Origin of the sequence: Pectobacterium aquaticum (assembly GCF_003382565.3) — a bacterium.
GTDB classification, from domain to species: Bacteria; Pseudomonadota; Gammaproteobacteria; order Enterobacterales; family Enterobacteriaceae; genus Pectobacterium; species Pectobacterium aquaticum.
In genome coordinates, this window is sequence record NZ_CP086253.1 from 4,180,990 (window position 1) to 4,206,450 (window position 25,461).

18 protein-coding genes are annotated in these 25,461 nt (G+C 53.2%); 6 read left to right on the plus strand and 12 right to left on the minus strand.

Annotation, left to right across the window (positions count from 1 at the left end; genetic code table 11):
* Positions 1 to 189 precede the first annotated feature (189 nt).
* The 3 genes from argH to argC form a co-directional block, all read right to left on the minus strand.
* Entirely contained in the window at positions 190 to 1,563 is a 1,374-nt protein-coding gene (argH, locus tag DMB82_RS19350) for an argininosuccinate lyase (protein WP_116162800.1), read from the minus strand.
* Between the two features lie 62 nt (positions 1,564 to 1,625).
* Positions 1,626 to 2,399, minus strand: a complete 774-nt coding sequence (argB, locus tag DMB82_RS19355; protein ID WP_005973420.1) for an acetylglutamate kinase — start codon at positions 2,397 to 2,399, stop codon at positions 1,626 to 1,628.
* Between the two features lie 37 nt (positions 2,400 to 2,436).
* Complete coding sequence (gene argC / locus DMB82_RS19360) at positions 2,437 to 3,441, minus strand: N-acetyl-gamma-glutamyl-phosphate reductase (RefSeq protein ID WP_102116980.1); 1,005 nt, start codon at positions 3,439 to 3,441, stop codon at positions 2,437 to 2,439.
* Between the two features lie 202 nt (positions 3,442 to 3,643).
* On the opposite strand from argC, the gene argE reads away from it, so the two are divergent.
* Together argE and DMB82_RS19370 are read left to right on the plus strand one after the other, a co-directional pair.
* Entirely contained in the window at positions 3,644 to 4,795 is a 1,152-nt protein-coding gene (gene argE / locus DMB82_RS19365) for an acetylornithine deacetylase (RefSeq protein WP_130587448.1), read from the plus strand.
* A 54-nt stretch (positions 4,796 to 4,849) separates the two neighbouring features.
* Positions 4,850 to 5,563: a GntR family transcriptional regulator gene (locus DMB82_RS19370; RefSeq protein ID WP_103183498.1), complete on the plus strand. Its 714-nt coding sequence runs from the start codon at positions 4,850 to 4,852 to the stop codon at positions 5,561 to 5,563.
* Positions 5,564 to 5,571: 8 nt separating this feature from the next.
* Here the strand turns inward: DMB82_RS19370 and DMB82_RS19375 are convergent, their stop codons facing one another.
* Positions 5,572 to 6,771 (minus strand): starvation-sensing protein RspA, encoded by a 1,200-nt coding sequence (locus DMB82_RS19375; protein ID WP_116162865.1) that lies wholly within the window; start codon positions 6,769 to 6,771, stop codon positions 5,572 to 5,574.
* A gap of 322 nt (positions 6,772 to 7,093) precedes the next feature.
* Here DMB82_RS19375 and DMB82_RS19380 point away from each other — a divergent pair, with 322 nt between their 5' ends.
* Positions 7,094 to 8,482, plus strand: a complete 1,389-nt coding sequence (locus DMB82_RS19380) for a PTS transporter subunit EIIC (protein WP_116162802.1) — start codon at positions 7,094 to 7,096, stop codon at positions 8,480 to 8,482.
* A gap of 367 nt (positions 8,483 to 8,849) precedes the next feature.
* Positions 8,850 to 11,489: a phosphoenolpyruvate carboxylase gene (gene ppc, locus DMB82_RS19385; RefSeq protein ID WP_116162804.1), complete on the plus strand. Its 2,640-nt coding sequence runs from the start codon at positions 8,850 to 8,852 to the stop codon at positions 11,487 to 11,489.
* Between the two features lie 74 nt (positions 11,490 to 11,563).
* Here ppc and DMB82_RS19390 read toward each other — a convergent pair whose 3' ends face one another.
* The 5 genes from DMB82_RS19390 to udp form a co-directional block, all read right to left on the minus strand.
* Positions 11,564 to 12,262, minus strand: coding sequence for a DUF1266 domain-containing protein (locus DMB82_RS19390; protein WP_102116985.1), 699 nt, complete (start codon positions 12,260 to 12,262; stop codon positions 11,564 to 11,566).
* A complete protein-coding gene (locus tag DMB82_RS19395; RefSeq protein WP_116162806.1) occupies positions 12,259 to 14,310 on the minus strand; it encodes a J domain-containing protein in 2,052 nt (683 codons plus the stop codon). Before DMB82_RS19395 ends, DMB82_RS19390 begins: the two co-directional genes overlap by 4 nt.
* Complete coding sequence (locus DMB82_RS19400) at positions 14,307 to 16,004, minus strand: Hsp70 family protein (protein WP_102116987.1); 1,698 nt, start codon at positions 16,002 to 16,004, stop codon at positions 14,307 to 14,309. Before DMB82_RS19400 ends, DMB82_RS19395 begins: the two co-directional genes overlap by 4 nt.
* A 131-nt stretch (positions 16,005 to 16,135) precedes the next feature.
* Positions 16,136 to 16,918, minus strand: coding sequence for a tyrosine-protein phosphatase (locus DMB82_RS19405; RefSeq protein WP_116155321.1), 783 nt, complete (start codon positions 16,916 to 16,918; stop codon positions 16,136 to 16,138).
* Positions 16,919 to 17,067: 149 nt separating this feature from the next.
* Positions 17,068 to 17,838 (minus strand): uridine phosphorylase, encoded by a 771-nt coding sequence (gene udp, locus DMB82_RS19410; protein WP_116162808.1) that lies wholly within the window; start codon positions 17,836 to 17,838, stop codon positions 17,068 to 17,070.
* A 321-nt stretch (positions 17,839 to 18,159) separates the two neighbouring features.
* Here udp and DMB82_RS19415 point away from each other — a divergent pair, with 321 nt between their 5' ends.
* Positions 18,160 to 18,987, plus strand: coding sequence for a dienelactone hydrolase family protein (locus tag DMB82_RS19415; RefSeq protein ID WP_116162810.1), 828 nt, complete (start codon positions 18,160 to 18,162; stop codon positions 18,985 to 18,987).
* A gap of 102 nt (positions 18,988 to 19,089) precedes the next feature.
* Here the strand turns inward: DMB82_RS19415 and DMB82_RS19420 are convergent, their stop codons facing one another.
* Together DMB82_RS19420 and metE are read right to left on the minus strand one after the other, a co-directional pair.
* Positions 19,090 to 20,745 carry a methyl-accepting chemotaxis protein gene (locus DMB82_RS19420; RefSeq protein WP_102116991.1) on the minus strand — a complete coding sequence of 552 codons (1,656 nt, stop codon included), beginning with the start codon at positions 20,743 to 20,745 and terminating at the stop codon, positions 19,090 to 19,092.
* Positions 20,746 to 21,290: 545 nt separating this feature from the next.
* Complete coding sequence (gene metE, locus DMB82_RS19425) at positions 21,291 to 23,555, minus strand: 5-methyltetrahydropteroyltriglutamate--homocysteine S-methyltransferase (protein WP_116162812.1); 2,265 nt, start codon at positions 23,553 to 23,555, stop codon at positions 21,291 to 21,293.
* Positions 23,556 to 23,659: 104 nt separating this feature from the next.
* Between metE and metR the strand changes: the two genes are divergently transcribed.
* Entirely contained in the window at positions 23,660 to 24,595 is a 936-nt protein-coding gene (gene metR, locus DMB82_RS19430; protein WP_116162814.1) for an HTH-type transcriptional regulator MetR, read from the plus strand.
* Here the strand turns inward: metR and DMB82_RS19435 are convergent.
* Positions 24,501 to 25,400, minus strand: coding sequence for a carboxylate/amino acid/amine transporter (locus DMB82_RS19435; RefSeq protein WP_116162817.1), 900 nt, complete (start codon positions 25,398 to 25,400; stop codon positions 24,501 to 24,503). The genes metR and DMB82_RS19435 overlap by 95 nt on opposite strands.
* Between the last annotated feature and the right edge of the window lie 61 nt (positions 25,401 to 25,461).

Genomic DNA, 25,461 nt, shown 5'->3' on the forward strand with positions numbered 1-25,461 from the left:
GCCGAAATTCCCCCAACGCGAAACACCACGCTGGGGGATACAACTTAAACCTATTCCAGTAGGCGTTATTGGTGCAGCCAGTTTGGACTCGGACAGCGCGGAGAAACCGGAACGTACACGTAGTACGTGAGGATTTCGAGCACTGCCCAGGTTCAAAATGGCAAATAAAATAGCCTAATGGATAGGTTCTTAAGCTAAGCGCTGCTTCGCATCACTAATCGCTTTAGCGACCTGCTGCGGTGACACACCACCTTGTGCCGCACGCTTATCCAGACAGGATTGCAACGCCAGAATCGGGTACACATCCTCGCCAATCACGGCGCTGAATTTTTGCAGATCGGCCAGCGGCAACGCTTCCAGCGCTTTGCCCTGACGAATGGCTTCAACTACCGCTTCGCCCACGATATGGTGCGCTTCACGGAACGGAACGCCTTTCGCGACCAGATAATCCGCCAGCTCTGTAGAGTTCGCGTAGCCTTGCTCGGCCGCTTCTTTACAGCGCGGACGCTTCACCTGAATGCCTTCCAGCACCAGACCCGCCATCATCAGGCAGTCATGCCAGGTATCCAGCGCGTCAAACAGCCCTTCTTTGTCTTCCTGCATGTCTTTGTTATACGCCAACGGCAGGCCTTTAAGCGTCATCATCATGCCGGTTAACGCGCCCTGTACTCGACCACATTTACCGCGAATCAGCTCCAGTGCATCCGGGTTTTTCTTCTGTGGCATCAGGGAAGAGCCGGATGTCACACGGTCAGACAGCTCAACGAACGCCGCTTCACCGCTGTTGAAGAAGATCAGATCTTCGGCAAAACGAGACAGGTGGATCATACCGATCGAAGCATCAGACAGCAGTTCCAGTACATGATCGCGATCCGAAACTGTGTCCAGACTGTTACGCGTGGCCGAGGCAAATCCCAGCCAGCCCGCCAGTTTCTCACGGTCGATCGGGTAAGCCGTTCCCGCCAGCGCACCGCAGCCCAATGGGCTGACATCCAGACGCTTCAGCGTATCTTCCAGACGGCTTTCATCACGCGCCAGCATTTCATGGTAGGCCAGACACCAGTGGGCAAACGTCACCGGCTGTGCGCGCTGCAAGTGGGTATAACCCGGCATCACCGCATCCTGATTGGCTTCCGCCGTCGTGACCAGCGCCTGACGCAGCTGGCGTACCGACAGCAGCAGTTCAGCAATCTGCGCCTTGCACCACAGTTTCAGATCCGTCGCGACCTGATCGTTACGGCTACGACCGGTATGCAGCTTTTTACCTAAATCGCCAACTTTCTCAATCAGACGCAGTTCAACCCAGCTGTGAATGTCTTCTGCATCGCTTTGCAGGATCATCTCAGGGTCAGCCTGTACCTCAACCAGCAGCGCATTCAGAGCCTGTTCCAGCTGTTGCTGTTCCTGCTCGCTGAGCACATTGACCGTCACCAGTGCTTTCGACCAGCCGATCGAGCCAACGATGTCCTGTTCCGCCAGACGGTAATCAAACCGCAGTGAGTCATTAAATTGTTTAAAACGCTGATCTGCTGCCTGACTAAACCGACCGCCCCACAAAGCCATAACCCTTACTCCCAAAAATATAATTCACGTTGGTATCGCATCATGCCATACCCAGAAACGACTTACGCCAGAATACGTGTGCCAATCGCCACGCCATTGAACAGCGCAGGTAGCTGCTCAGCGTGACGCCAGCTGGCGATATCAACCGGACGACCCAGCGCACGCGCGGCATCCAGCGCAGCGTTGACCTTAACAATCATGCCGTCGGTGATGATGCCCTGAGCAATCAACTGCTCGGCTTTCTCCGCCGTCATTTCAGCAATACGCTGGCCTTTACCGTCCAGAATGCCACTCACGTCAGACAGCAGGATTAAATCCGCGCCCAGCGTTTGCGCCAGCGCCGTCGCCGCTTGGTCAGCGTTGACGTTCATCAGGTCGCCCTGTGCCGTAATACCGATGGAGCTAACAACAGGCAGATAGCCCGCAGACAACAGCGTGTTCAGCAGCGCAGGCGATCCCGCTTCTGCCTTACCCACAAAGCCCAAAGACTCATCTAACTGTGTGACCGTCGTGCTGCCGCCATCGCCCAGACACAAGCCGACTGCGTTGATGTCATGCTTCTTCGCCCATGACAGCAGCGTCTTGTTGGCGGAACCCGCCAGCGCACCGGTGATGATATCGATCTGATCGGCAGGCGTGACGCGCAGGCCGTTTTTCTTCACGACGGGCAGCGACAGTTTCTTCATCAGGTCATCCACCAGACAGCCGCCGCCGTGCACAATCACCAGCGGACGCTGGTGTTCCTGACGGTAAGCCACCAGCGCGGTGAACAGACGTTCCAGCGCTTCTTCGCTATCCAGTAAAACGCCACCTAATTTGATAATTAACGGATTCATTATGCTTCGCGCCTCGAAATGTCGGGACCAGTAGTGATTAAATTAACGATTGGGTTTCAGGGAAACCAAAACGAATGTTCATGCATTGCACAGCCTGTGCCGCCGCGCCTTTCAGCAGGTTATCTTCGGTTGCCACCACGATCAGGTGCTCACCATCAACAGAGAAACCGATATCGCAGAACGGCAGGCCGACAACGGATTTCAGCGCCGGAACGCCCTTATCGTACAGGCGAACCAGCGGCTTATCGTGATAAGCGTTGTGATAAGCCTCAGCGATATCCTGCTGGGTTACGCCCGGTTGCAGGCGACAGGTGATAGTTTCCAGAATACCGCGAGCGAAGTTGCCCAAATGCGGTGTGAAGATCACTGGCGTACCGAGGTGCGTTGAAATTTCAGGTTCATGGCGGTGGTTGAAAATGCCGTACGGTTGCAGGCTGACTTCACAGAAGCTGCTGGTCAGCGACGCTTTACGCCCTGCCCCGCTCACGCCGCTCACGGCATTAATCACCGGCCACTGAGCCGGGTTCAGCAGTTGTGCATCCAGCAGCGGCTTCAGCGCCAGCTGCGCGGCCGTTGGATAACAGCCCGGAACGGCAACCAGCTGTGCGTGTTTTACGCTTTCAGCGCGCCATTCCGCCAGCCCGTAAACCGCTTTTGCCAGCCAGTCAGGGTGCTGATGCTCAAAGCCATAGTAGCGACGATAAAATTCAGCATCCTGTACGCGGAACGCGCCGGACAAATCAAAAACGGTGCAGCCTGCCGCCAGAAAAACAGGGGCCAGATCGTGGCTGACTTTGTGGTCGGTCGCCAGAAAAACGACATCCACGCCTTTCGCCGCTTCTTCTGCATCGGTCAGCGGTTTTACCGGAACATCGATGATGCCTTTGAGCTGCGGATGTAAATCAGAAATCAATTTTCCTGCATCGACACTTTGCGCAGAAACCATCAAAGCGGTTATGTTCATCTGTGGGTGACGGTTCAGGTAGAGCGCAAGCTCAGCGCCGGTATAACCACTTGCACCAACAATCAGCGTATTCAGCATGGGATCCGTATACCTTCTTACTTATCTATGGAACAGGTAACCGGGCTCACCAGCGTCGGCACGCTGTTCACCCGCGAAACTCAGTGAAAGTGACGAATCATCATCGCCGTACCTTTGGGTTTCCTTTCGCCGAGCATTATTGTATTTTTATTCAAAATAAATGCATGAATATTGATACTATCCTAACCAGAGGCTGTCAACAGTGAAGATGAATTTACCCCCTTTTATTGAGCTATATCGGGCATTGATCGCCACACCGTCCATCAGTGCCACCGACAGCGCGCTCGATCAAAGTAATCATACCTTAATCAACCTGCTGGCAGGCTGGTTCGGCGATCTCGGCTTCCATGTGGAAGTCCAACCGGTTCCCGGCACCCTCAATAAATTTAATATGCTGGCGCGGATTGGTGAAGGAAAAGGTGGCTTATTGTTGGCAGGCCACACCGACACCGTCCCGTTCGACGACGGTCGCTGGACGCGCGACCCGTTCACGCTGACCGAACATGACAACAAGCTGTACGGCCTGGGTACGGCGGATATGAAAGGCTTCTTTGCCTTTATTCTGGATGCGTTGCGCGATATCGATCCGACCAAACTGACGAAACCGCTCTACGTGCTGGCAACGGCAGATGAAGAGACGACGATGGCCGGCGCCAAGTATTTCTCCGAATCCACGCAGATTCGCCCAGACTGCGCCATCATCGGCGAACCGACGTCGCTGCAACCAGTGCGTGCCCACAAGGGCCATATGTCCAACGCGATCCGCATTCAGGGGCAGTCTGGCCACTCCAGCGATCCGTCGCGCGGCGTGAACGCGATTGAGCTGATGCACGAAGCCATTTCTCATCTGCTGGTATTGCGTAACACGCTACAGGAGCGCTATCACAACCCGATTTTCCACATTCCTCACCCGACCATGAACCTCGGGCACATTCACGGCGGCGATGCCGCTAACCGCATCTGTGGCTGCTGTGAACTGCATATGGATATCCGTCCGCTGCCGGGCATTACGCTCAACGATCTGGACGGACTGCTGTCAGAAGCGCTTGAGCCTGTCAGCCAGCGCTGGCCGGGTAGGTTAACCATCAGTGAACTGCATCCGCCGATTCCTGGCTATGAATGCCCACCAGACCACCGTCTGGTGTCCGTCGTGGAGAAGCTGCTGGGGACGAAAACGGAAATCGTGAACTACTGTACCGAAGCACCGTTTATTCAGACGCTGTGCCCGACGCTGGTTCTGGGGCCAGGATCAATCGAACAGGCGCACCAGCCGGATGAATATATCGATACCGCGTTTATCAAACCGACACGGGAACTGATTTCGCAGGTGATTCATCACTTCTGCCACCACTGATCCGACGAAAGCGGCCTTGCCAGCCATGCTGGCAGGGTCATTTTGAGACAGAGAATGAAAAAGAAAGATTTCATCGCACAGGATCTACTGAGCAAAATCTATCAGCACACCGATCCGCTGCCGGAAAAGCTGCCGCCGGAACGCCAACTGGCGGAAGAATACGGCGTGTCACGCTTTACCCTCCGTCAGGCGCTGGAAAAGCTTGCCAGCATCGGTGCGATCCATATGGTACAAGGCTCGGGTAACTTCATTAATCAGGGCGTTCGCAGTAACCCACTGGTTTATAATTCGATTACCGAAAAGAAATTCACTCAGATTTCATTCCGTCTGCTTAGCCTGCATAAGCGGCTGCCGACGCGGGAAGAGCAGCAGGTTTTTGCGATCGGCGAAAATACGTTCATCTGGGAATTCAGCCGATTACGTTATGTCGATAACCGTAAGGTACAGATCGAGATATCGAAGATGCCCGCTGCGGATTTCCCCGACATGAGCCAGAAGATTATTGAAAGCTCGATTCAGCAGTATGTGCTCAGCAAAGGCTACGCGATTTCACACTACCTGACACATTATCAGGCGGTTAACGTCACTAAAGCACAGGCTGAGCTACTGGGCTGCAAGAAAGGCACGGCGGCGATGCATATTCTTAATCGCGGCATTTTACAGGGCGGTCGCGTGTACGAATCGAGCGATATCATCGATATCAACTACGCCTGCACCTACGTCATCCCCTTCAACCGCGATAACCTGAATTTCCGCCAGTCGCCGTAATAATTCACTCAGGGCGTATGCATCGTGCCATCCGGCAGGCGGCTCTGCGTCCATTCGTGCGGGCGATAGACAACGGGGAACTGCCGCGCCGCATCCAGATCGATACCCACCCCAATACCGGGGCGCTCAATCGGATACAGATAGCCCTTCTCCGGTTCCACCGCCTGCGGGAAGACCTTGCGGGTATTTTCCGGGTAAGCGACAAATTCCTGAATCGCGGCATTATGCAGGTGGATATTCAGGTGAACGTTGACCGCCGCACCGATGGGCGTCATATCCGGCGGGCAATGCCACGCGAGACGAACGCCAAAATTCTGACAGAACGCGCCCAGTTTCAGCGCTGGCGTAATCCCGCCAATCTGTGAGACATGGCAGCGGATGAAATCAACCTGACGATTAATCACCAGATTCTGCCACTCGGCGGGGTTATTAAACAGCTCCCCGGTCGCCAGCGGCACCGCGCTCTGGCTGCGGATCTGCGCCAGCCACTCATTTTGCGCAGGCGGCAAAATGTCTTCGATGAAATAGGGACGATAAACTTCTACCGCTTTGGCAAACTGCACGGCCTGATTCGGGAACAGACGCTCATGGACATCATGCAGGATGTGGAAACGATCGCCGTATTTCTCACGCAGCGCACGGAACATGGCGAGCGTGTTGGCCATGTACTGATCCTGATCGTAATAGGCTCCCTCCGTTGGCTGCCGCGTGCTGTGCAGCGCATCGGGATTACCGCCATAGAATCCTAGCTGGCAGCGGATATGACGATAGCCCTGCGCATACAGCCGATCCACTTCCTGATACAGCCCGTCCAGCGTATCGCTGGCAGCATGGCTGTAAGCGGCAATGGCATCGCGAGATTTCCCACCAAACAGGTGATAAAGCGGCATATCCGCCAGCTTGCCTTTGATATCCCACAGCGCCATATCGACGCCCGCCACCGCATTGTTGATAACCGGCCCATTACGCCAATAAGCGTTGACCATCATCATGTGCCACAGATCTTCAATGTGGTTAGCATCTCGTCCTAGCAGCAGCGGTTTGAGGTACTCATCCACCATCGCTTTGACGGCCAGCGGGCGCTGCTGGAAGGTCGCACAGCCATAACCCGTCACGCCTTTATCCGTGTGAACCACCACCGTCACTAAATTATGGCGGTCGGGGCGGGTAACAAGACATTCAATGTCAGTAATGATTGTCGGCAACACAAAAATATCCTCCAGAGCATTTACCGGAATAGCGCTACCCGGCAAAAACACAGTCTAAAATTAGTTTCTTTTTTTGTTTTCTACTTATTTTTTCTTTTATTGTAAACCTCTTATTTAAAAGATTTATTTTGGTTTGAAAAAGCCATCTAATTGATTAAAAAACCAGACCAATTATCGAATAATGGCAACAAACAGCCCCTTATAGACTAACCATGTGACGAACTTCATGTTTTATTGGTTTGTTTTTTCTTCTTTAAGTTTTTACTATCGGTGGAAATAATTCGGCCAAAAATAACATAAGGTCATGTTGGAGGTTTATTCCATGGGAAAAGATGAGGTTATTCAGTCAATCATTAAACTGGTTGGCGGAAACGATAATATAAATAAAGCCTGGCACTGCATGACGCGGCTTCGGTTTGATTTAATTGATGAAAGTAAAGTGCAAACCGAGGCGATCAAAAACCTGCCCGGAATATTAGGTGCGCAACACCAGAGTGAACAGTTTCAGATTATTATCGGGCCGCAGGTCAATGAGTATTACGAACTGCTGAACGCCCAACTTTCCTCCACAACGCTTTCGCCTACAGCGACATCACAGCCAGACGTGCAGAAGCAGAAGAAGGGGCTGGTTTCGCTGTTCATGGATACGGTTTCCGGCGTATTTGGTCCGATCGTCCCTGCCATCGCGGGTGCGGGGATGATCAAAGGGCTGCTGGCAGGGCTGATCGCCTTGAAAGTGGTCTCTGCCAAAACCGATACCGTGATCGTCCTCGACCTGATCGCCAGCGGTGTGTTCTATTTCTTACCTTTCTTCCTCGCCATCTCCGCAGCCAGGATCTTTAAAACAAGCGAATATCTGGCAGCGGCTGTTGCAGCCTGCCTGATGTACCCATCGTTGATAGAAGCGGCGAAGGCACTAGCCAGCAATAGCCCTAATGCGGTCAGCGCCTTTTACTTCATCGGTGTGCTACCCATTCCGGTGTTCAACTATGCCGCCAGCGTCATCCCAGTGATTTTCTCCGTGCTGGCACTGAGCTATATCCATCGTTGGGTCGACCGCATCATGCCTTCGGTGCTGAAAACCGTGTTTACCCCAACGCTGACGCTGTTTATCGCCGCACTGGTGTCGCTCACCGTTATCGGGCCATTCGGGATCTACCTCGGTAAACTGCTGGCACTGTTTATTCAGAGCCTGTTCGATGTGTCGTCTATCTTTGCTGGTTTCGTGGTTGGTGCGATTCGACCTGTCGCGATTCTGACTGGCATGCATCACGCGATGACACCCATTGCGCTGCAAAATTTCAGCAATCAGGGCTTTGATATGCTGATGCCAATGATGTGTATGGCTAATATGGCGATTGCGGGTTCCACGTTTGCCATCTACTTCCATGCCAAAACCCGTCAGGATAAATCCGTCGTGCTGTCTGCTGGGGTTTCCGCGCTGCTCGGTATTACCGAACCGGCGCTGTTCGGCGTACTGACGAAGTATAAAAAAGCGTTTATCTCCGCCACTATTGCCAGCTCCATCGCCTCGGCCTTTATCGCGTACTTCGGTGTCCGGCTGTATGGCTACATCTTGTCGAGTATTTTCAGCCTGCCAGCCTATATCGGCCCGTACTTTAGCTACGCGGTATCCGGCATGGCCATCGCCATCGTGCTTTCTTTCACGCTGACTTATATTCTGGTCGTCAGAGCGTCCAAACAGTCGTAACCGCACTCGCGGGGCCGTTGCGCCCCGCCATCCCCCTCCGCGATACTCTAAATAATTCGAGTTTCAGGAAGGCGGCAAGCGAAGGAATCCCGATGAACTTACTCAGGTAAGTGATTCGGGTGACTGAACGTAGCCAACGCACATGCAACTTGAAGTATGACGAGTATATTAGTTAGCCTAATATCCGCGCCCCTGTAATTAAATTTCACAAATTGCCAAGCCCACCTCAATGCAAGTACAAAGAATAAGGAGAAGAAAGAATCGTCAATTGACGAATCCGCCTTATCGTGGCTAGATGGAGGCAGTGCGTCAAAATATGTCAAGTGAAATAAACTTACAAAAATGGTAGGGATGGGTCAGGGTAACTATGAACGAACAATATTCCGCAATGCGCAGTAACGTCAGTATGCTCGGCAAGCTTCTCGGCGATACCATCAAGGAAGCGCTGGGTGAAAACATCCTTGATAAAGTCGAAACAATCCGCAAGTTGTCAAAGTCTTCCCGCGCAGGTAATGAAAAACATCGTCAGGAGTTGCTGACCACGCTGCAAAACCTGTCTAACGATGAACTGTTGCCCGTTGCCCGCGCATTCAGCCAGTTCCTTAACCTGACCAATACCGCTGAGCAATATCATACGATTTCACCGCACGGTGAAGCCGCGAGTAACCCGGCACAGCTTTCCCACGCGTTTGAGCGCCTGAAAGAAAGCAAAGATCTGACCGAACGCGATATCCGTGACGCGGTAGAATCCTTGTCGATCGAGCTGGTGCTGACTGCACACCCGACCGAAATTACCCGCCGGACGCTGATCCACAAGCTGGTAGAAGTGAATACCTGCCTCAAGCAGCTCGACCACAACGATCTGGCTGATTATGAGCGCAATCAGATCATGCGCCGCCTGCGCCAGCTGATTGCGCAGTCCTGGCACACCGATGAAATCCGTAAAATTCGTCCTACCCCGGTAGATGAAGCCAAATGGGGCTTCGCCGTGGTGGAAAACAGCCTGTGGGAAGGCGTGCCTGCATTTTTACGCGAGCTGGATGAGCAGTTGGAACAGGCTTTCGGCTACCGTCTGCCCGTTGATGCGATTCCGGTGCGCTTTACGTCCTGGATGGGCGGCGACCGCGACGGTAACCCGAACGTCACGGCGGAAGTTACTCGCCACGTGCTGTTACTCAGCCGCTGGAAAGCCGCCGATCTGTTCCTGCGTGATATTCAGGTGCTGGTTTCCGAGCTGTCGATGTCCGAATGCACGCCAGAGCTGCTGGAGCTGGCCGGTGGCAGCGAGGTACAAGAACCGTACCGCGCCATCATGAAGTCACTGCGTTCGCAGTTGAGCAGTACGCTGAGCTATCTGGAAGCGCGCCTGACAGGCGAAGAGCGTTTGCCACCGAAAGATCTGCTGATTACCAACGAACAGCTGTGGGAACCGCTCCACGCCTGCTACCAATCGCTGAAAACTTGCGGCATGGGCATCATCGCCGATGGTCGCCTGCTGGATACGCTGCGTCGCGTACGTTGCTTTGGTGTGCCTTTGGTACGCATCGATGTGCGTCAGGAAAGCACCCGCCACACCGAAGCGCTGGCCGAGATTACCCGCTATCTGGGTCTGGGCGATTACGAAAGCTGGTCAGAATCCGATAAGCAGGCCTTCCTGATCCGTGAACTCAGCTCCAAGCGCCCACTCCTGCCGCGCTACTGGGAGCCGAGTGCGGATACCAAAGAAGTACTGGATACCTGTCGGGTTATCGCCAAAGCGCCACAGGGTTCTATTGCCGCTTACGTTATTTCCATGGCGCGCACACCTTCCGACGTGCTGGCCGTTCAACTGCTGCTCAAAGAAGCGGGCTGCCCATTTGCTCTGCCCGTCGCGCCGCTGTTTGAAACCTTAGACGACCTGAACAACGCCGATGATGTCATGACGCAGTTGCTGAGTATCGACTGGTATCGCGGCTTTATTCAGGGCAAGCAGATGGTCATGATCGGCTATTCCGACTCTGCGAAAGATGCGGGCGTGATGGCTGCCTCTTGGGCGCAGTACCGTGCACAGGACGCGCTGATCAAAACCTGTGAGAAAGCGGGTATCGCACTGACGCTGTTCCACGGACGCGGTGGTTCTATCGGTCGCGGTGGCGCACCAGCTCATGCTGCGCTGTTGTCACAACCGCCGGGTAGCCTGAAAGGTGGCCTGCGCGTGACGGAACAGGGCGAGATGATCCGCTTTAAATACGGTCTGCCGGAAGTCACCATCAGCAGCCTGGCGCTGTATACCGGTGCGATTCTGGAAGCGAACCTGCTGCCGCCGCCGGAACCAAAACAGGAATGGCACGAGGTGATGGACGATCTTTCTCGCGTATCCTGCGATATGTACCGTGGCTACGTGCGTGAGAACCCAGATTTCGTCCCTTACTTCCGCGCCGCAACGCCGGAATTGGAGCTGGGCAAACTGCCGCTGGGGTCACGTCCGGCCAAGCGTCGTCCGAACGGCGGCGTGGAAAGCCTGCGCGCTATCCCGTGGATTTTCGCCTGGACGCAGAACCGCCTGATGCTGCCAGCCTGGCTAGGCGCAGGTGCCGCATTGCAGAAAGTGGTGGATGACGGTAAGCAGGAACAGTTGGAAGCTATGTGCCGCGACTGGCCGTTCTTCTCGACGCGTATCGGCATGCTGGAGATGGTGTTCGCCAAAGCCGACCTGTGGCTGGCGGAGTATTACGATCAGCGTCTGGTAGAAGAGAAACTGTGGCCGTTAGGGAAACAGCTGCGCGATCAGTTAGCCGCCGATATTAACGTCGTGCTGGCGATCTCCAACGACGATCACCTGATGGCGGATCTGCCGTGGATCGCCGAGTCGATCGCACTGCGTAACGTCTATACCGATCCCCTGAACGTGTTGCAGGCTGAGTTGCTACATCGTTCACGTCAGCAAGAACAGCCAGATGCCGACCTGGAACTGGCGCTGATGGTGACGATCGCCGGTGTCGCGGCAGGCATGCGTAATACGGGTTAATTGCGACAACACGTTAATACGCCAAACTAACTCACTCACGAAGCCTCTCAACAGAGAGGCTTCCTTTACATGGGTTAAAAGATAAGCGTCGTGACGCCATCTAACGGTAAATGCCAGTCCAGCGTGTTCCACGGGCTTTCAGGATTACCGGTTAAACGACGCAGAATATCCATCTGATCGTTAACAAAATCTTCCGTCGCCAGCGAGCGCCAATATTGCCGCCCAACCACGTAGCTAATGGCAAAATGATACCAACTGTCATATTTCTGTTGCGCATCCCGCGCCATAGACATGATCATATCCCAACCTTCCTTTTCGCCCACCATACCCACCGCCATCCCCCAGCGGCACAGGTTTACGCTACGCCCTTCGTCCCAGGCATCAATCCCGGTACGATCCAACGCAAACCGATTGAGCCTCACGATCAGTAATTCACTGTGATGTTCTTTATCATGTTGATGGCGCTGGATATACGCCTCCATCTCTGCTTCAGACATCGCAGACAAAAGATGCTGTAGACGTCGGTAACCGGGCCCATGTCCGTGACCATTGAGCAGGCGATGGATCTGGCGCAGCAGCGCTTCGCGAGTTTCAATGCCCCAATCCCGTTTCAGAATATGGCGGATCGTATCCAGTGCTTCCTGTTTATCACCACCGCCATCCAGCACATCATGCCGATCGCGATTCATTTCCGTTAAAATGGCTGACAGCCCCAGCCCCCATAGCTGAGTGTGGGATAAAGGCTGTGTATTTTCCTGATTTTCTACGGTCATGCGTTATCTACTCCCTGCTGCCCCGGCGCTATCTGCTCCAGCTTCATCAACCACTCGCCGATCTCATCCATATCGCCGCCGTATTCCTGATATAGCCTCAAAGCACGCTGAGCCTTGTCATACAGGCCTAATTCGCAGGCAGATTTCAACAATCCCAGCGCCGCGCCCGCGTTTTTGATGTTCCAGTCAATCGCTTCTTCAAAACAGTCTATCGCTTCTCGGTGACGCGCTAACCGACTCAGACAGGTCCCCCGGCGATACCATATCCAGCCACGAGATGGCTTACAGCGCACAACAAAATCCAGATCGGATAGGGCTTCCTGATAGCGTTCAAAGGTATAAAGTAAAAGGATCGAGCGGGCGGAAAAATAGACCCAGTGTGATGCATCCAGCGCGATAGCCTTATTTATGCACTCTAATGCCTTATCAGGCTCATCAGTAAAACGGAAAGCCTCCGAGAGCATAAACCAGACGGTGGAATTGTCCTGATGATAGCTCAGCGCGTTTTCTAATAGCGGGATCATGTCCTTGTACTTGTCTATTTCGTACAAGGTTTCCGCTAAGCGAATCCTCGCATCGTAGCCATTTTCTCCTTGCCGCTGCGCCTCTTCCATCGCCCATGTATAAGCCTGCCGTGCGTCCTCATACTGCTTCAACCGATAATAGGCATCGCCAAGCGTCATATAGAGCGTCGAGGAAAGATGACGCTGGCTGAAATCACCATGCTTGACGAAAAGTGAGCGGTAGATGACCTCAAAAATACTCCCCCTAATAAAGCGCCAGGGTGACGTAGCGTTGTATTCTGCTCGAGCCATCAGATGGCGGATAAAATTAATACTCAGTGTATAAGCACCATTTTGCAGGTAGCATTCTGCGACTTCTTCACAGTATTCCATGCTGTAACGCTTCGGTTTAATCGTCGCGAAACCACCAGCAATGGTCTGCGCATTGATTTTAAGCACCTGAATCTGCGCTTCTACGTCATACGGCACCAGCATGCAAAGATAGCGATACAGTTCCCGAGCTTCAAAGAGCAGACCTTGAGCCAGAAAACAGCCAGCCAATCCCTTCAACGCCACGGCATGGTCGCTTTGCATCTCCAGCACCTGATTAAACGCATCGGCGGCGCGTAGATACTGTCGGTCATCCAGCTCGATTTGCGCTAATCGCAGGTAACCGTCTATTTGCTCCGGCACCATCGCAATTAACTGACGACAGCATTCACGAGCAGGGGAAAAATCACCAAGGCGATGGTAGTGGGCGATAGCCCAACAGAGCAGCTCTGGATCGCAGATCTCTCGCGCTAACACCTGCGCTAGTTGTCGATCAAATGCCGCGCGATCACGCTGATAAACGATGCGAACCAACTGTTCCCTATCGTGGAAATAACGGTCGACGTCCTCTCCAGTCAAGCCGGAAGGCAACCTCAATCCACGCACTGGGATATGCCAGACATCCTCATCATTCAGCCATTCCAACACATTCTCCACCTGCTGTGATGAATAATGTCGCTTTAGCAGTAACGAGTTATGTTCCCAGTCGAAGGTTTCCAGTAAGTGCTGCTTCACCGTATCGGGTAAGAAAGCACAGTGGCCTAAAAAGCCAAACAGCCACAGTGAAACAGGCTGTTTGATTTCAAGACGATCGAGTACCGATGTTGATAGCACGTCACGCCACACCTCATCGTCGATACGACACTGAAAATCCGCATAGATTGCCGCCACACGCTGCTTTATCGCTTCAATTTGCTGCATCGTATCCTGCATTAAAGCAATGTCATCGTTCGCCGTGTTAGCCGCAGGATTGCTAATGTTCTCAGCCTCTGCTGCCGTCTCTGGCGCAGGGTTTTCCTGCTGCTCGGCATCCCCTTTAGCCACCAGATAGCGGGCCTGCAAGAGCGCTTCTTCGTACGCAGCGCGGAGCGCTTTAAACGCTTCGGCATCATCTTCTGGATTATGCTGCCGCAACAAACGCGCATACGCACGTCGAATAGCCATTTGGTCGACCGTTTCATCAATCCCCAAAAATACCCAACATGACGTTTTCATAACGAATGAGGCTCCATCTCATCAAATACGCTCTGTATTTCTTTTGTTACCCGGCGAATGTGCAAGGAATCCTGCGTTTCCAATGCATCTTCAAAGGCTTGCAATTCATGTGCAATACGTTCTCGCGCTTCGCCCATTAATTGCTCATATAAACGCTCACCGCGTGCCAGTAACAATCGACTCTCCATACGCTCACGCGGGTGTATTTTTATCTCTGCCAACTGCTGTAAGCGCGCCTGTATCTCAGCGTCCGACAAATCACAGCTATCATTGCGGATAACCGTTGATTTACTGTTGCCCTCATGGAGGTCTGTCGCCTGCACTTCCAAAATGCCGTTGATATCGTAGGTATAACGCACACGCACAATGGGTTCATCTTCCGGTGTGGGCGGAAACTCAATTTCCAGCTCACCCAATTTGACGTTATTACGCGTCAGACGACTTTCCCCCTGATAGATTTGCAGCAGCATGTTGGTTTGCCCTTCATGACAGGTGCTGAACACCTTTTCCCGGCTCACGGGGACAACCGTATTACGATCAATGATCGGCGTATAATAACCGCTCTCCAGATGTCCATTCGGCAAGCGGCGTGCCGTTTCTAGCCCTAGGGTAAACGGGCAGACGTCAGTCAGCACGACCTCCGCTAGCCCTTGGCTACGCGCCTTGAGCCCAGCCTGCACGGCAGCACCCAACGCCACGATTTCATCAGGATTTAGCGTCGCGATCGGGTACTGACCAAATAGTTTGGCAGCCAGGCTTCTCACCACGGGCATACGGCTAGCACCCCCGACCAGAATGACGCAATTCAAATCACGCGGGGTAATAGCCGCGTCATTCAATGCCCGTTCGATAGGCTGGCGTAACGCATCAATTAAAGGAGTGCAAAGTGATTCAAAATCATCGCGGGTGAGGCGCCATGGATACGCTACGCCACCGAACTCTGGCGCTATCGACGCCTCATGTTGCAGCGTTAATTCTCGTTTCATCCCTTCGATATGCTGACGCAGGCGACTCATTTCTGACAAGTCGAGCGACGTCAGCGCATGCGTATTCAGAAACGCTTTTACCAACGTATCGACAAAATCTTCGCCCCCTAGTGTGTTGTGCCCTGCTGTGGCGTTCACTTCCATAATGCCGTCAAATAGCGTCAGGACCGACACATCGAAGGTGCCACCGCCCAGATCGAATACTAAAAAACGGCTTTCTGGTGCATTGATGTGCAACCCGTAACTTAACGCAGCGGCCGTCGGCTCATTCACCAAACGTTCAACCTTAAGGCCAGCTAGCTGCCCTGCAATCTGCGTTGCTTTGCGTTGTTTGTCATTAAAGTAAGCAGGCACGCTGATGACCGCTTCTGTCACGGGCGCACCAAGAAATGCTTCAGCATCAGCTTTCAACACGCGTAGCAGAAAAGAAGATAATTCCTCAGGCTGGTAGGTCTGTACATTACCAAGCGAATAGGCCTTTTTCGTCCCCATGTAGCGTTTGAACAATGCTGCGGTTTTAAGCGGGTGAGTAATCAAACGCTCTTTAGCCACACGCCCCACCAATAGGTCGCCGTTATCATCTAGGCCGATAACTGAGGGGGTGAGGTAATCACCGTGTGCATTGGGAATCAGTACGGCTTTCTCGCCGTCCCAAAATGAAGCCAGACTATTTGTCGTACCTAAATCAATCCCTATGATATGAGACATATTCCTCCCTGATTGAATAAACGCAAAACGCCTGATGAAATTCATCGGGCGTGGGTAAGCTGAATAGAATTAACCGATAGTAGGACTAATTATGAACACAATAACGGACTTAAAAAACGTCCTATTGTAAATTACGCCAGATATTTATCCTGCAAATAATTCCGCGCACGATTATCCAGACCGTATTCCGCCTCAAGCCAGCTATCGATTGAGCCATGCCGTTCGTAAATGGCCTGCAACGCCGTCACGATGAACTCTTCCTGCACCGACAGCACATAAGAGAATTGTCCCAGCGCTTTCTCATTCAGCGTTGCCGACAGATGTGTCAGTAGCTGCTGGCGGAAGGGCGTCAGTGTCGTCTCGGTGAGCAGGTAATCTTCCATCACCGTCTGTTCATCTGCCCCCAACGCAAACATCACCAGCGCCGAACCGATACCCGTGCGATCTTTGCCCACGGCGCAGTGCTGTACCAGCCCGCCCTCATCCGGCCGCAATAGCAGCGATACCAGCTGCTTATAGGCGGAATTATTGAAAGGCAGACGGCGGTAAAGCTCCAACATGAATGCGCGGGAATCAAAGGCTGCCAGCACATCGGATCCCAATGAATCCAGATTAGCCGTCACTTCATGACGTAATGGATTGGCCGGATGGGCGTGATAATTAGCCCCCGTCCACAAGACATCGGGCTTCTGCGCAATTTCATCAGCATCCCGATAGTCCACCACGTGGGAAATCGGCACGCCCGCAAGGTGTTCACAGTCAGCCTGACTCAGCAGATCCAGCGAGCCGGAGCGAAAAAGTTTACCGTGTCGGATAAGCCGCCCATCAGCAGCGCGGTTACCGCCTAAATCGCGGAAGTTGATTCCGCCGTCCAGCGGTAATAAAGAAGGATGGAGCAACGTTGGTTCGGTCATACATCTCCTTGCGAGGTTGAAAGGCGAGCAAGGCAACCGTATTACACGCGCTAAGCACGGTGCAGGTTAACCCGATGAACCTGAAGAGGTTATCAGGATACGGGCTGGCATCGATGATAGCCAGCCCAAAATACCATCAATTTTTGTGCTTATTCAGCCGCTAACAAACTACGGGTCGCGTCCAGCAACACCTTGATGACGGTGGTTTCGGCCAGTTTCATGGTCGCCGCATCCGGGATTTCCTGCTGAGTACGGTTCACGATCACGCCCGCGATCATGCCCGCTTTCAGCCCCTGGCTGGCGCACATGGTCAGCAGCGTGGCGGATTCCATTTCATAGTTCAGCACGCCCATGCTCTGCCACTCTTCCATCGAACCGCGGAAGCGACGGACAACGCGGCCAGAGAAGGTATCGTAGCGTTCCTGACCGGGGTAGAACGTATCAGAAGACGCCGTAATGCCCACGTGCAACGCCGCACCCGAGGCCTTGGCCGCTTCCACCAGCGCGGTGGTACAGCCGAAATCAGCCACGGCTGGGAATTCCATTGGCGCGAAGTGCAGGCTCGCCCCGTCAAGGCGAACGGCTGCCGTGGTCACTAGCACATCACCGACGTTGATGCCGGACTGAATAGCCCCCGTCGTGCCGACGCGCAGGAAAGTCCGGATGCCGAGCTGTGCCAATTCTTCTACCGCGATTGACGTTGACGGGCCACCGATACCGGTCGAGCAAACAATTACTGCCTTGCCGTCCAACTCTGCACGCCAAGACGTAAATTCACGGTGTGATGCCAGATGTACCGGGTTATCCATCAGACGAGCAATTTTTTCAACACGCTCAGGATCGCCGGGGACGATAGCCAGCGTCGCGCCCTGTAAATCGTTCTTGACCAGACCAAGATGGAACACATCAGATGTAGACATAACTGCCTCCCAGGCAATCAATTGGGTATTCAGAGAAATCGTGCTGGACGCCCCATAAACGCAGCCTGTAGGCGTCCGTTCAATAAAAAGACTCTAGCGCATCATGACGTTTTTTTAAGTGACGAAAATCACCGATAAAAAAGAAACAAATATCAACATACATAAAAAATGTGACCTAAATCACTATTTATTGGGTGGAGAATTCATTTTTGTCGATTAATTGTCTTCTAGTGTAGATTCTTTAATCATTGATAGTATTTATCATGGATATTCTGAAATCCCTCTTTCCATGAAAATCGGCCGATAACAGGAGATCGCGTAATGAAGACTGATGAACAGACGACCTTCACACATCTTCCCCAAGGGCTATCCCCAGCGGTGGAACCGCAGACCTCCTCCATCATTACGACAGATTCTGTCGGTATCGTTGCCAGTGAAACCACCATTACTTCTCAGGGTGAGCAGCTACCCGCGTATATCGCCAGACCGGCAAACCACGACGGGCCGCTCCCTATCGTACTGGTAGTGCAGGAGATTTTCGGCGTTCATCAACACATTCAGGACGTTTGCCGCAGGCTGGCCAAGCAGGGCTACATGGCCATTGCGCCAGAGCTGTATTTTCGTCAGGGCGACCCCAGCCAATATGACAACATTCAGCGAATCCTGACCGAGTTGGTTTACAAGGTGCCTGATACGCAGGTGCTGTCCGATCTCGATCGCGCCGCCAACTGGGCGATTAAACAGGGTGGCGACGCCAGTAAGCTGGCGATAACGGGTTTCTGTTGGGGCGGACGCATCACCTGGTTGTACGCTGCACACAACCCACAGCTCAAGGCGGCCGTTGCCTGGTACGGCAAATGTACGGGTGAGAAAACGCTGAATAGCCCCAAGCATCCGGTGGATATCGCCACGGAATTAGCAGCCCCCGTGCTGGGATTGTACGGCGCGAAAGACGGGAGTATTCCGCTAGAACAAGTGGATACCATGCGGCAGGCGCTGCGTGCAGCCAACGCAGCGGCAGAAATCATCGTCTACCCCGATGCCGGGCATGCTTTCCATGCAGATTACCGCCCCAGCTATCATGAAGAATCCGCACGCGACGGCTGGCAGCGTATGCTGGCGTGGTTCCAGAAAAACGGCGTGGCGTAACACCATCACACCATTTTCGTTCTTATCCACGATCTAAAACGCCACCGAAAAACGGTGGCGTTGGCATTTTACCTTGTTACTGTTTTACAGAGAAAGACAGCGTTAGAACGTCGTCCAGTCGCCGTCATTGCCCTTGTCTTTCGCTGCCGCTGGCGCTAAAGACAGCGTACGCGTTGGTGCGGGTGCATAAGACGCGGTTTTGCCGCTGCCATATGACTGCAACTTAAACGCGCTTACCGCTTCCGCCAGAACAGAGGCCTGTGCTTGCAGAGACTGTGCCGCAGAGGCTGATTCTTCAACCAGAGCCGCATTCTGTTGGGTCGTGGTATCAATCTGTCCAATCGCCAGATTCATCTGGTTAATCCCGTCACTCTGCTCACGGCTGGCCTGCGAAATCTCGCTGATAATGCCGTGTACGTCCTTCACGTGAGCCGTTAATCCGCCCATCGTTTCTTCAGCGGTATCAACCAGTTCCATGCCTTCACGAATTTTGCTCACGGAATCGTCGATCAAGTCCTTAATCTCCCGTGCGGCAGTCGCACTGCGCTGTGCCAGCGAACGGACTTCTCCCGCTACCACGGCAAAACCACGCCCTTGCTCACCCGCACGCGCGGCTTCAACGGCAGCGTTCAGCGCCAGAATGTTGGTCTGGAACGCAATACTGTCAATCACGCCGATGATCTCCGCCATACGCTGGGATGAATCACGAATGCCGCGCATTTTCTGCGTCACAGAAACCATAACCTCACCGCTTTGCTTCGCCGCACCGGTCGCCTTATTGGCAATGTCCGTCGCCTGTTGAGTGTTTTCCGCCGTGTTTTTAATGGTGGATGCCAACTGCTCCATTGAGGCTGCGGTTTCTTCCAGTGAGCTGGCCTGCTCTTCGGTACGCGATGATAAATCCTGATTACCAGCGGCAATTTGCGACGCCGCCGTCGAGATCGTTTCCGCCCCGTCACGCACCTGACCGACAATCGAGCTCAGACTGGTGTTCATGCGATCCAACGATTGCAGCAGCAATCCGGCTTCATCCTTGCTGGTCACCGTGATACGTGAGGTCAGGTCGCCCTGCGCCACTCTGTCTGCGACTTGCAAAGCCTGCTCTATTGGGTGAGTTACGCTACGCGTGATAGCCCAGGCAATCAGCCCCCCAAACACGGCACCCAGCGCCAAAATAAGCAGCAAAATCATGCGAGTATTGTTGTACACCTCGGCCATGGTCTCGACAGAGTTATTCATCGCATCGTCCTGGTAATTCACCAACTGCTTCACCGAGTCACGGTAATTACGCTGAATGACGTTCAGGGTGTTATTGAATTCCGCGACGGCAACATCGTTATTGCCCGCCAGCGCATCACTAATAATTTTATCGCCGGACTTGATGAACTCGGCACGAAACCCGCGGACAACCTCTACCTGTTTACGGACACGCTCCCCTGAAGCATTACTTTCCAGATTGTCGAGCAGACGACTAATTTCCTTGCGGTACGCCATAATCCGATCGACATACTCCTGACGCTGATCCTGACCGGATACCAGCATCATCTGTAAATAAGCGACAAAATGCCCATTCACGTTATCGATGAGATCATTCGCATCTACCGTTTGCGGATAAACTTCTTTGACGATATCACTGGCACCATCCTGAAAAGAGGACAGTTTAGACAAAGAAAAAATACTCACGGTAAACAACATCAGAATCAAGATGGCAAACCCGCCTCCTAATCGATAGCCAATTCGCCAATTCGCTAAACTCATGTCTCACTCCTTTTAGGTAATACATAATAATGACTACTGCGCACAGCTATCGTCTAATAACGCCGCAGAATGGGGAATTATCGTTTTTTTCGGGAAAATAAATAGGCTTCATGGGTGTGTATAAATACCCACAAATGAGTAATCGCAGGTGCACATTCAACATCAGTAAAACGTTAAAAAATACAAACAACCTCGCTCCATGGGTACATCCAGAGCCGTTTCCATACCGTCTACCTTATCGGCACAATATTCCCTAGCTTTATGACGGTATCGATTAACCCCACCGAACAATAAATATATTGATAGCGGATAAATACTCCTCTTCAACAAATAACCTACCAATCTATGCAGAAAAATACGGGGAATAGCGCGGCAATTTTATTAAAGAAAAGACAATATAGTTAATTTCAGAGAAGGAAGAAAATTTGCAGGAGGAAATAATAAACAATCGGAAAGTTGGGGAAATAATGCGTATTTTTATCTACTCGTTAGCTATAAAAGATCAGGGAGGGCATCGCCTCCCTGATTGCATTAACGATTAACTATTACTGGGTTTCACGCAGACGTTGTGCTGCCTGAACCATATTCGCCAGAGCCTGACGCGTTTCCGGCCAGCCACGGGTTTTCAGACCGCAGTCCGGGTTCACCCACAGGCGTTCAGCGGGGATACGCTGCGCCGCTTTCTTCAGCAGGTCTTCCATCCATTCCACGCTCGGTACGTTCGGGGAGTGGATATCATAGACGCCCGGACCGATTTCATTCGGGTACTCGAACTCTTCAAACGACTCCAGCAATTCCATATCGGAACGCGAGGTTTCAATCGTGATCACGTCTGCATCCAGCGCGGCGATAGAATCCATGATGTCGTTGAACTCGCAATAACACATGTGGGTATGGATTTGCGTCTCATCTTTCGCCACCGCGGCGTTCAGACGGAAGGCATCCACTGCCCAGGCCAGATAAGCATCCCAGTCAGAGCGGTGCAGCGGCAGACCTTCACGCAGCGCCGGTTCGTCAATCTGGATGATACCAATGCCCGCAGCTTCCAAATCTGCCACTTCATCACGCAGCGCCAGCGCAATCTGCTTGGCGATGGTTTCACGCGTAACGTCTTCACGTGGGAAAGACCAGCACAGGATCGTCACCGGACCCGTCAGCATACCTTTCATCGGCTTGTCGGTCAGAGACTGTGCGTATTTCGCCCACTCAACGGTGATCGCTTCTGGACGGCTCACATCACCAATAATAACAGGCGGTTTCACACAGCGAGAACCGTAGCTCTGCACCCAGCCGTTCTGGGTAAAGATAAACCCATCCAGATGCTCACCGAAGTATTCCACCATGTCGTTACGCTCGGCTTCACCGTGTACCAGTACGTCCAGCCCCAGGCGCTCTTGCTCAGCCACGGCCTGCTTGATGTGCTCGGAAATACCAGTGCGATAGTTATTGCCATCCAAACGACCCTGTTTGAAATCTAAGCGCAGGCCACGAATTTCGGTAGTTTGCGGGAAAGAACCAATCGTCGTCGTCGGCCATGCTGGCAGATTAAAGCGCTCACGTTGGGCATCCGCACGAACCGAATAGACATTCTGACGCTGGCTGTCCTGTGCGGTGATAGCAGCAAGACGCTGTGTAACGGCCGCGTTATTCACACGCGTTGAGGTACGGCGAGCACGAATCGGTGCGCTATAGGCTTCCAGTGCCTGACCGTTGCCGCTGTTCAGTGCCTGAGACAGCAGCGACAGCTCCGCACATTTCTGAATCGCAAAGGCAAACCAGCTCTTCACTTCATCATCCAGACGGACTTCCACGCTCAGATCGATAGGGCTATGCAGCAGTGAACATGAGCTGCCCAGCCACAGATCGCGCGTTCCCACCAGCGGTTGCAGACGCTCGAACCAGTTGCTCAGATCAGCGCGCCAGACGTTACGGCCGTTAATCACCCCCAGAGACAGAACCCAGTTAGCAGGCAGCTGGGCGCTCAGCGTAGCGGCATCATCCTTACCGTGAACCAGATCGATATGCAGACCCTGAACCGGCAGCGTTTTGATCGTTTCCAGATTCTGGCTAACGCTATCGAAATAGGTCGTCAGCAGCAGTTTCACCTGACCTTGCAGTGCGTCATAAGCCGGTTTAAACGCGGCCAGCCATTCTTGCGGCAGTTCCAGCGCCAGTGCAGGTTCATCAATCTGCACCCACTCAATGCCGCGCTTCGCCAACTCAGCCAACACCTGTTGGTAAACGGGCAGAATGTCCTGCAACAGCGACAGACGGTCAAACTGCTCACCCTTCACTTTGCCCAACCACAGGTAGGTAACCGGACCTAACAGCACAGGCTTCACGTTATGGCCCAGCGCCAGCGCTTCATCGACTTCATCCAGCAGCTGTGTCCAGGTCAGCTTGAACTGTTGCCCTTTGGTGAATTCCGGCACCATGTAGTGATAGTTAGTGTTAAACCACTTGGTCATTTCTGCCGCAGCAGCAGGTTGACCGGTTGGCGCGCGTCCGCGGCCAATACGGAACAGCGTATCCAGATCGACCGAGCCATCTTCATTCTGATGGCGCGCAGGCACGTTACCCAACAGCAGACTTGTGGTCAGCACATGGTCATACCAGGCGAAATCACCCACTGGCAGCAGATCAACGCCAGCATCCTTCTGTTGTTGCCAATGACGCGCACGCAGCTCACGTCCAACGGTCAGCAACGCTTCCTGTGTCGCGTTACCTGCCCAGTAGTTTTCCTGCGCTTTTTTCAGTTCACGGCGTAGTCCAACGCGCGGAAAACCCAGTGTGTGATTCACAATCGCCATCGTTAATTCCTCATTTAGCCGTCCAGATGTTTACACATCCATAATCCGCAGGTACTGTAGTAATCACAAGCGCAATTTATTCACTGTCACTGTGAAGGACTCTCATGATCGAATTTAAACACCTGCGAACGCTGCAAGCACTGCGCAATACCGGATCGTTAGCCGCCGCTGCCGCTGCACTTCACCAAACTCAATCGGCGTTATCCCACCAGTTCAGCGATCTGGAACAGCGCCTTGGGTTCAGGTTATTCGTGCGTAAAAGCCAGCCGCTGCGCTTTACGCCTCAGGGAGAAATTCTGTTGCAGTTGGCAGAGCAGGTGTTACCGCAAATCCAGCAGGCGTTACAGTCGTGCCATGAACCGCACCAAACCACGCTGCGTCTGGCCATTGAGTGCCATAGCTGTATTCAATGGCTGACGCCTGCGCTAGACGAATTCCATCAGCACTGGCCGCAGGTGGTGATGGACTTTAAATCAGGCGTGACGTTCGACCCTCAGCCAGCACTTCAACAAGGCGAATTGGATCTGGTCATGACGTCCGACATCATGCCGCGCAGCGGTCTGCACTACTCGCCTTTGTTTGATTTTGAAGTCAGATTGGTGCTGGCTCCCGACCATCCGCTGGCAGGAAAAGAGAAAATCGAACCGGAGGATTTCACCGCCGAGACTCTGATGATCTACCCAGTACAGCGGCAGCGGCTGGACGTCTGGCGTCACTTTTTACAACCCGCAGGCGTCAGCCCTACGCTGAAAAGCGTGGACAATACGCTGCTGCTGATTCAGATGGTCGCCGCCCGCATGGGCATCGCTGCGCTACCGCACTGGGTGGTGGAAAGCTTCGAGCGTCAGGGACTGATTGTGACTAAATCGCTGGGTGACAGTCTGTGGAGCCGGTTGTACGCCGCCGTCCGTGATGGAGAGCAGCGCCAATCGGTGATTGATGCGTTTATTCGTTCGGCGCGTCAGCACGCTTGTGAGCACTTACCGTTTGTGAAGGACGCTTCACGACCCAACGCTGGTGTACCCACAGTGAGGACGTAATAATTATCGTCCCCACGATAAAGCTCAGCCAGTCTGGCGTTTTATGCCAGATAGCGAAGTTGACCAGTAGACCAGCCGGCACGTGAAAGTTATTCATTATGCTAAGCGTTCCGGCATCCACCTGAGTTGCGCCGTAGTTCCACATAAAATAACCCAGGCCAGAAGCGCCAATCCCCAACCAGACCAACACGCCCCACTGCAAGGTTGTAGTGGGTAATTTATCCAGATTGCCGAAAAGCAGCCATGCAGCTATCGTCACAATCGCCGCCCCCAGATAAAACCAGGAAAACGCGCAGTGCTGCGGCACGGGATAGAGCTCCATCAAACGCTTATAACCCACCTGACCGGCGGCAAAACACACGTTCGCCGCCTGCACCAGCAGGAATCCCCACCAGAAATGTGCACTCACGCCGTGATAGTGGATCACCGCCGCCCCGAATACCGCCAGCAGAGCGCTCATCACGTAACCCCAGCGCAGGCGCTGTCGGGCAAGCAGATCGTAAATCAGCGTCACGTACAGCGGCGTCATCACCGTAAAGAGTAAAAACTCAGGTACGGTCAGGTACAGGTAAGCCTGGAACACGAACAGGTACATGATACCCAGTTGGCAAGCACCCACTAACAGATACAAGAAAATAACGCGTGGCGCATAGCCGCGCAGGCGTAAGAACGGCAAAAACACCACGGCTGCGGCCGTCAAACGGAACATGGCAGAAAACCAGCTATCAACCTGACCCGCCAGATATTCGCCAATCAGGCTGAATGAAAATGCCCACAAAATAGTGGTGATAGTAAGTAATGGCACAACAACATCCGCTTAGGAAAAAAGTATCGCCATTGTAACGGAGATGACTGAATGAATTTCA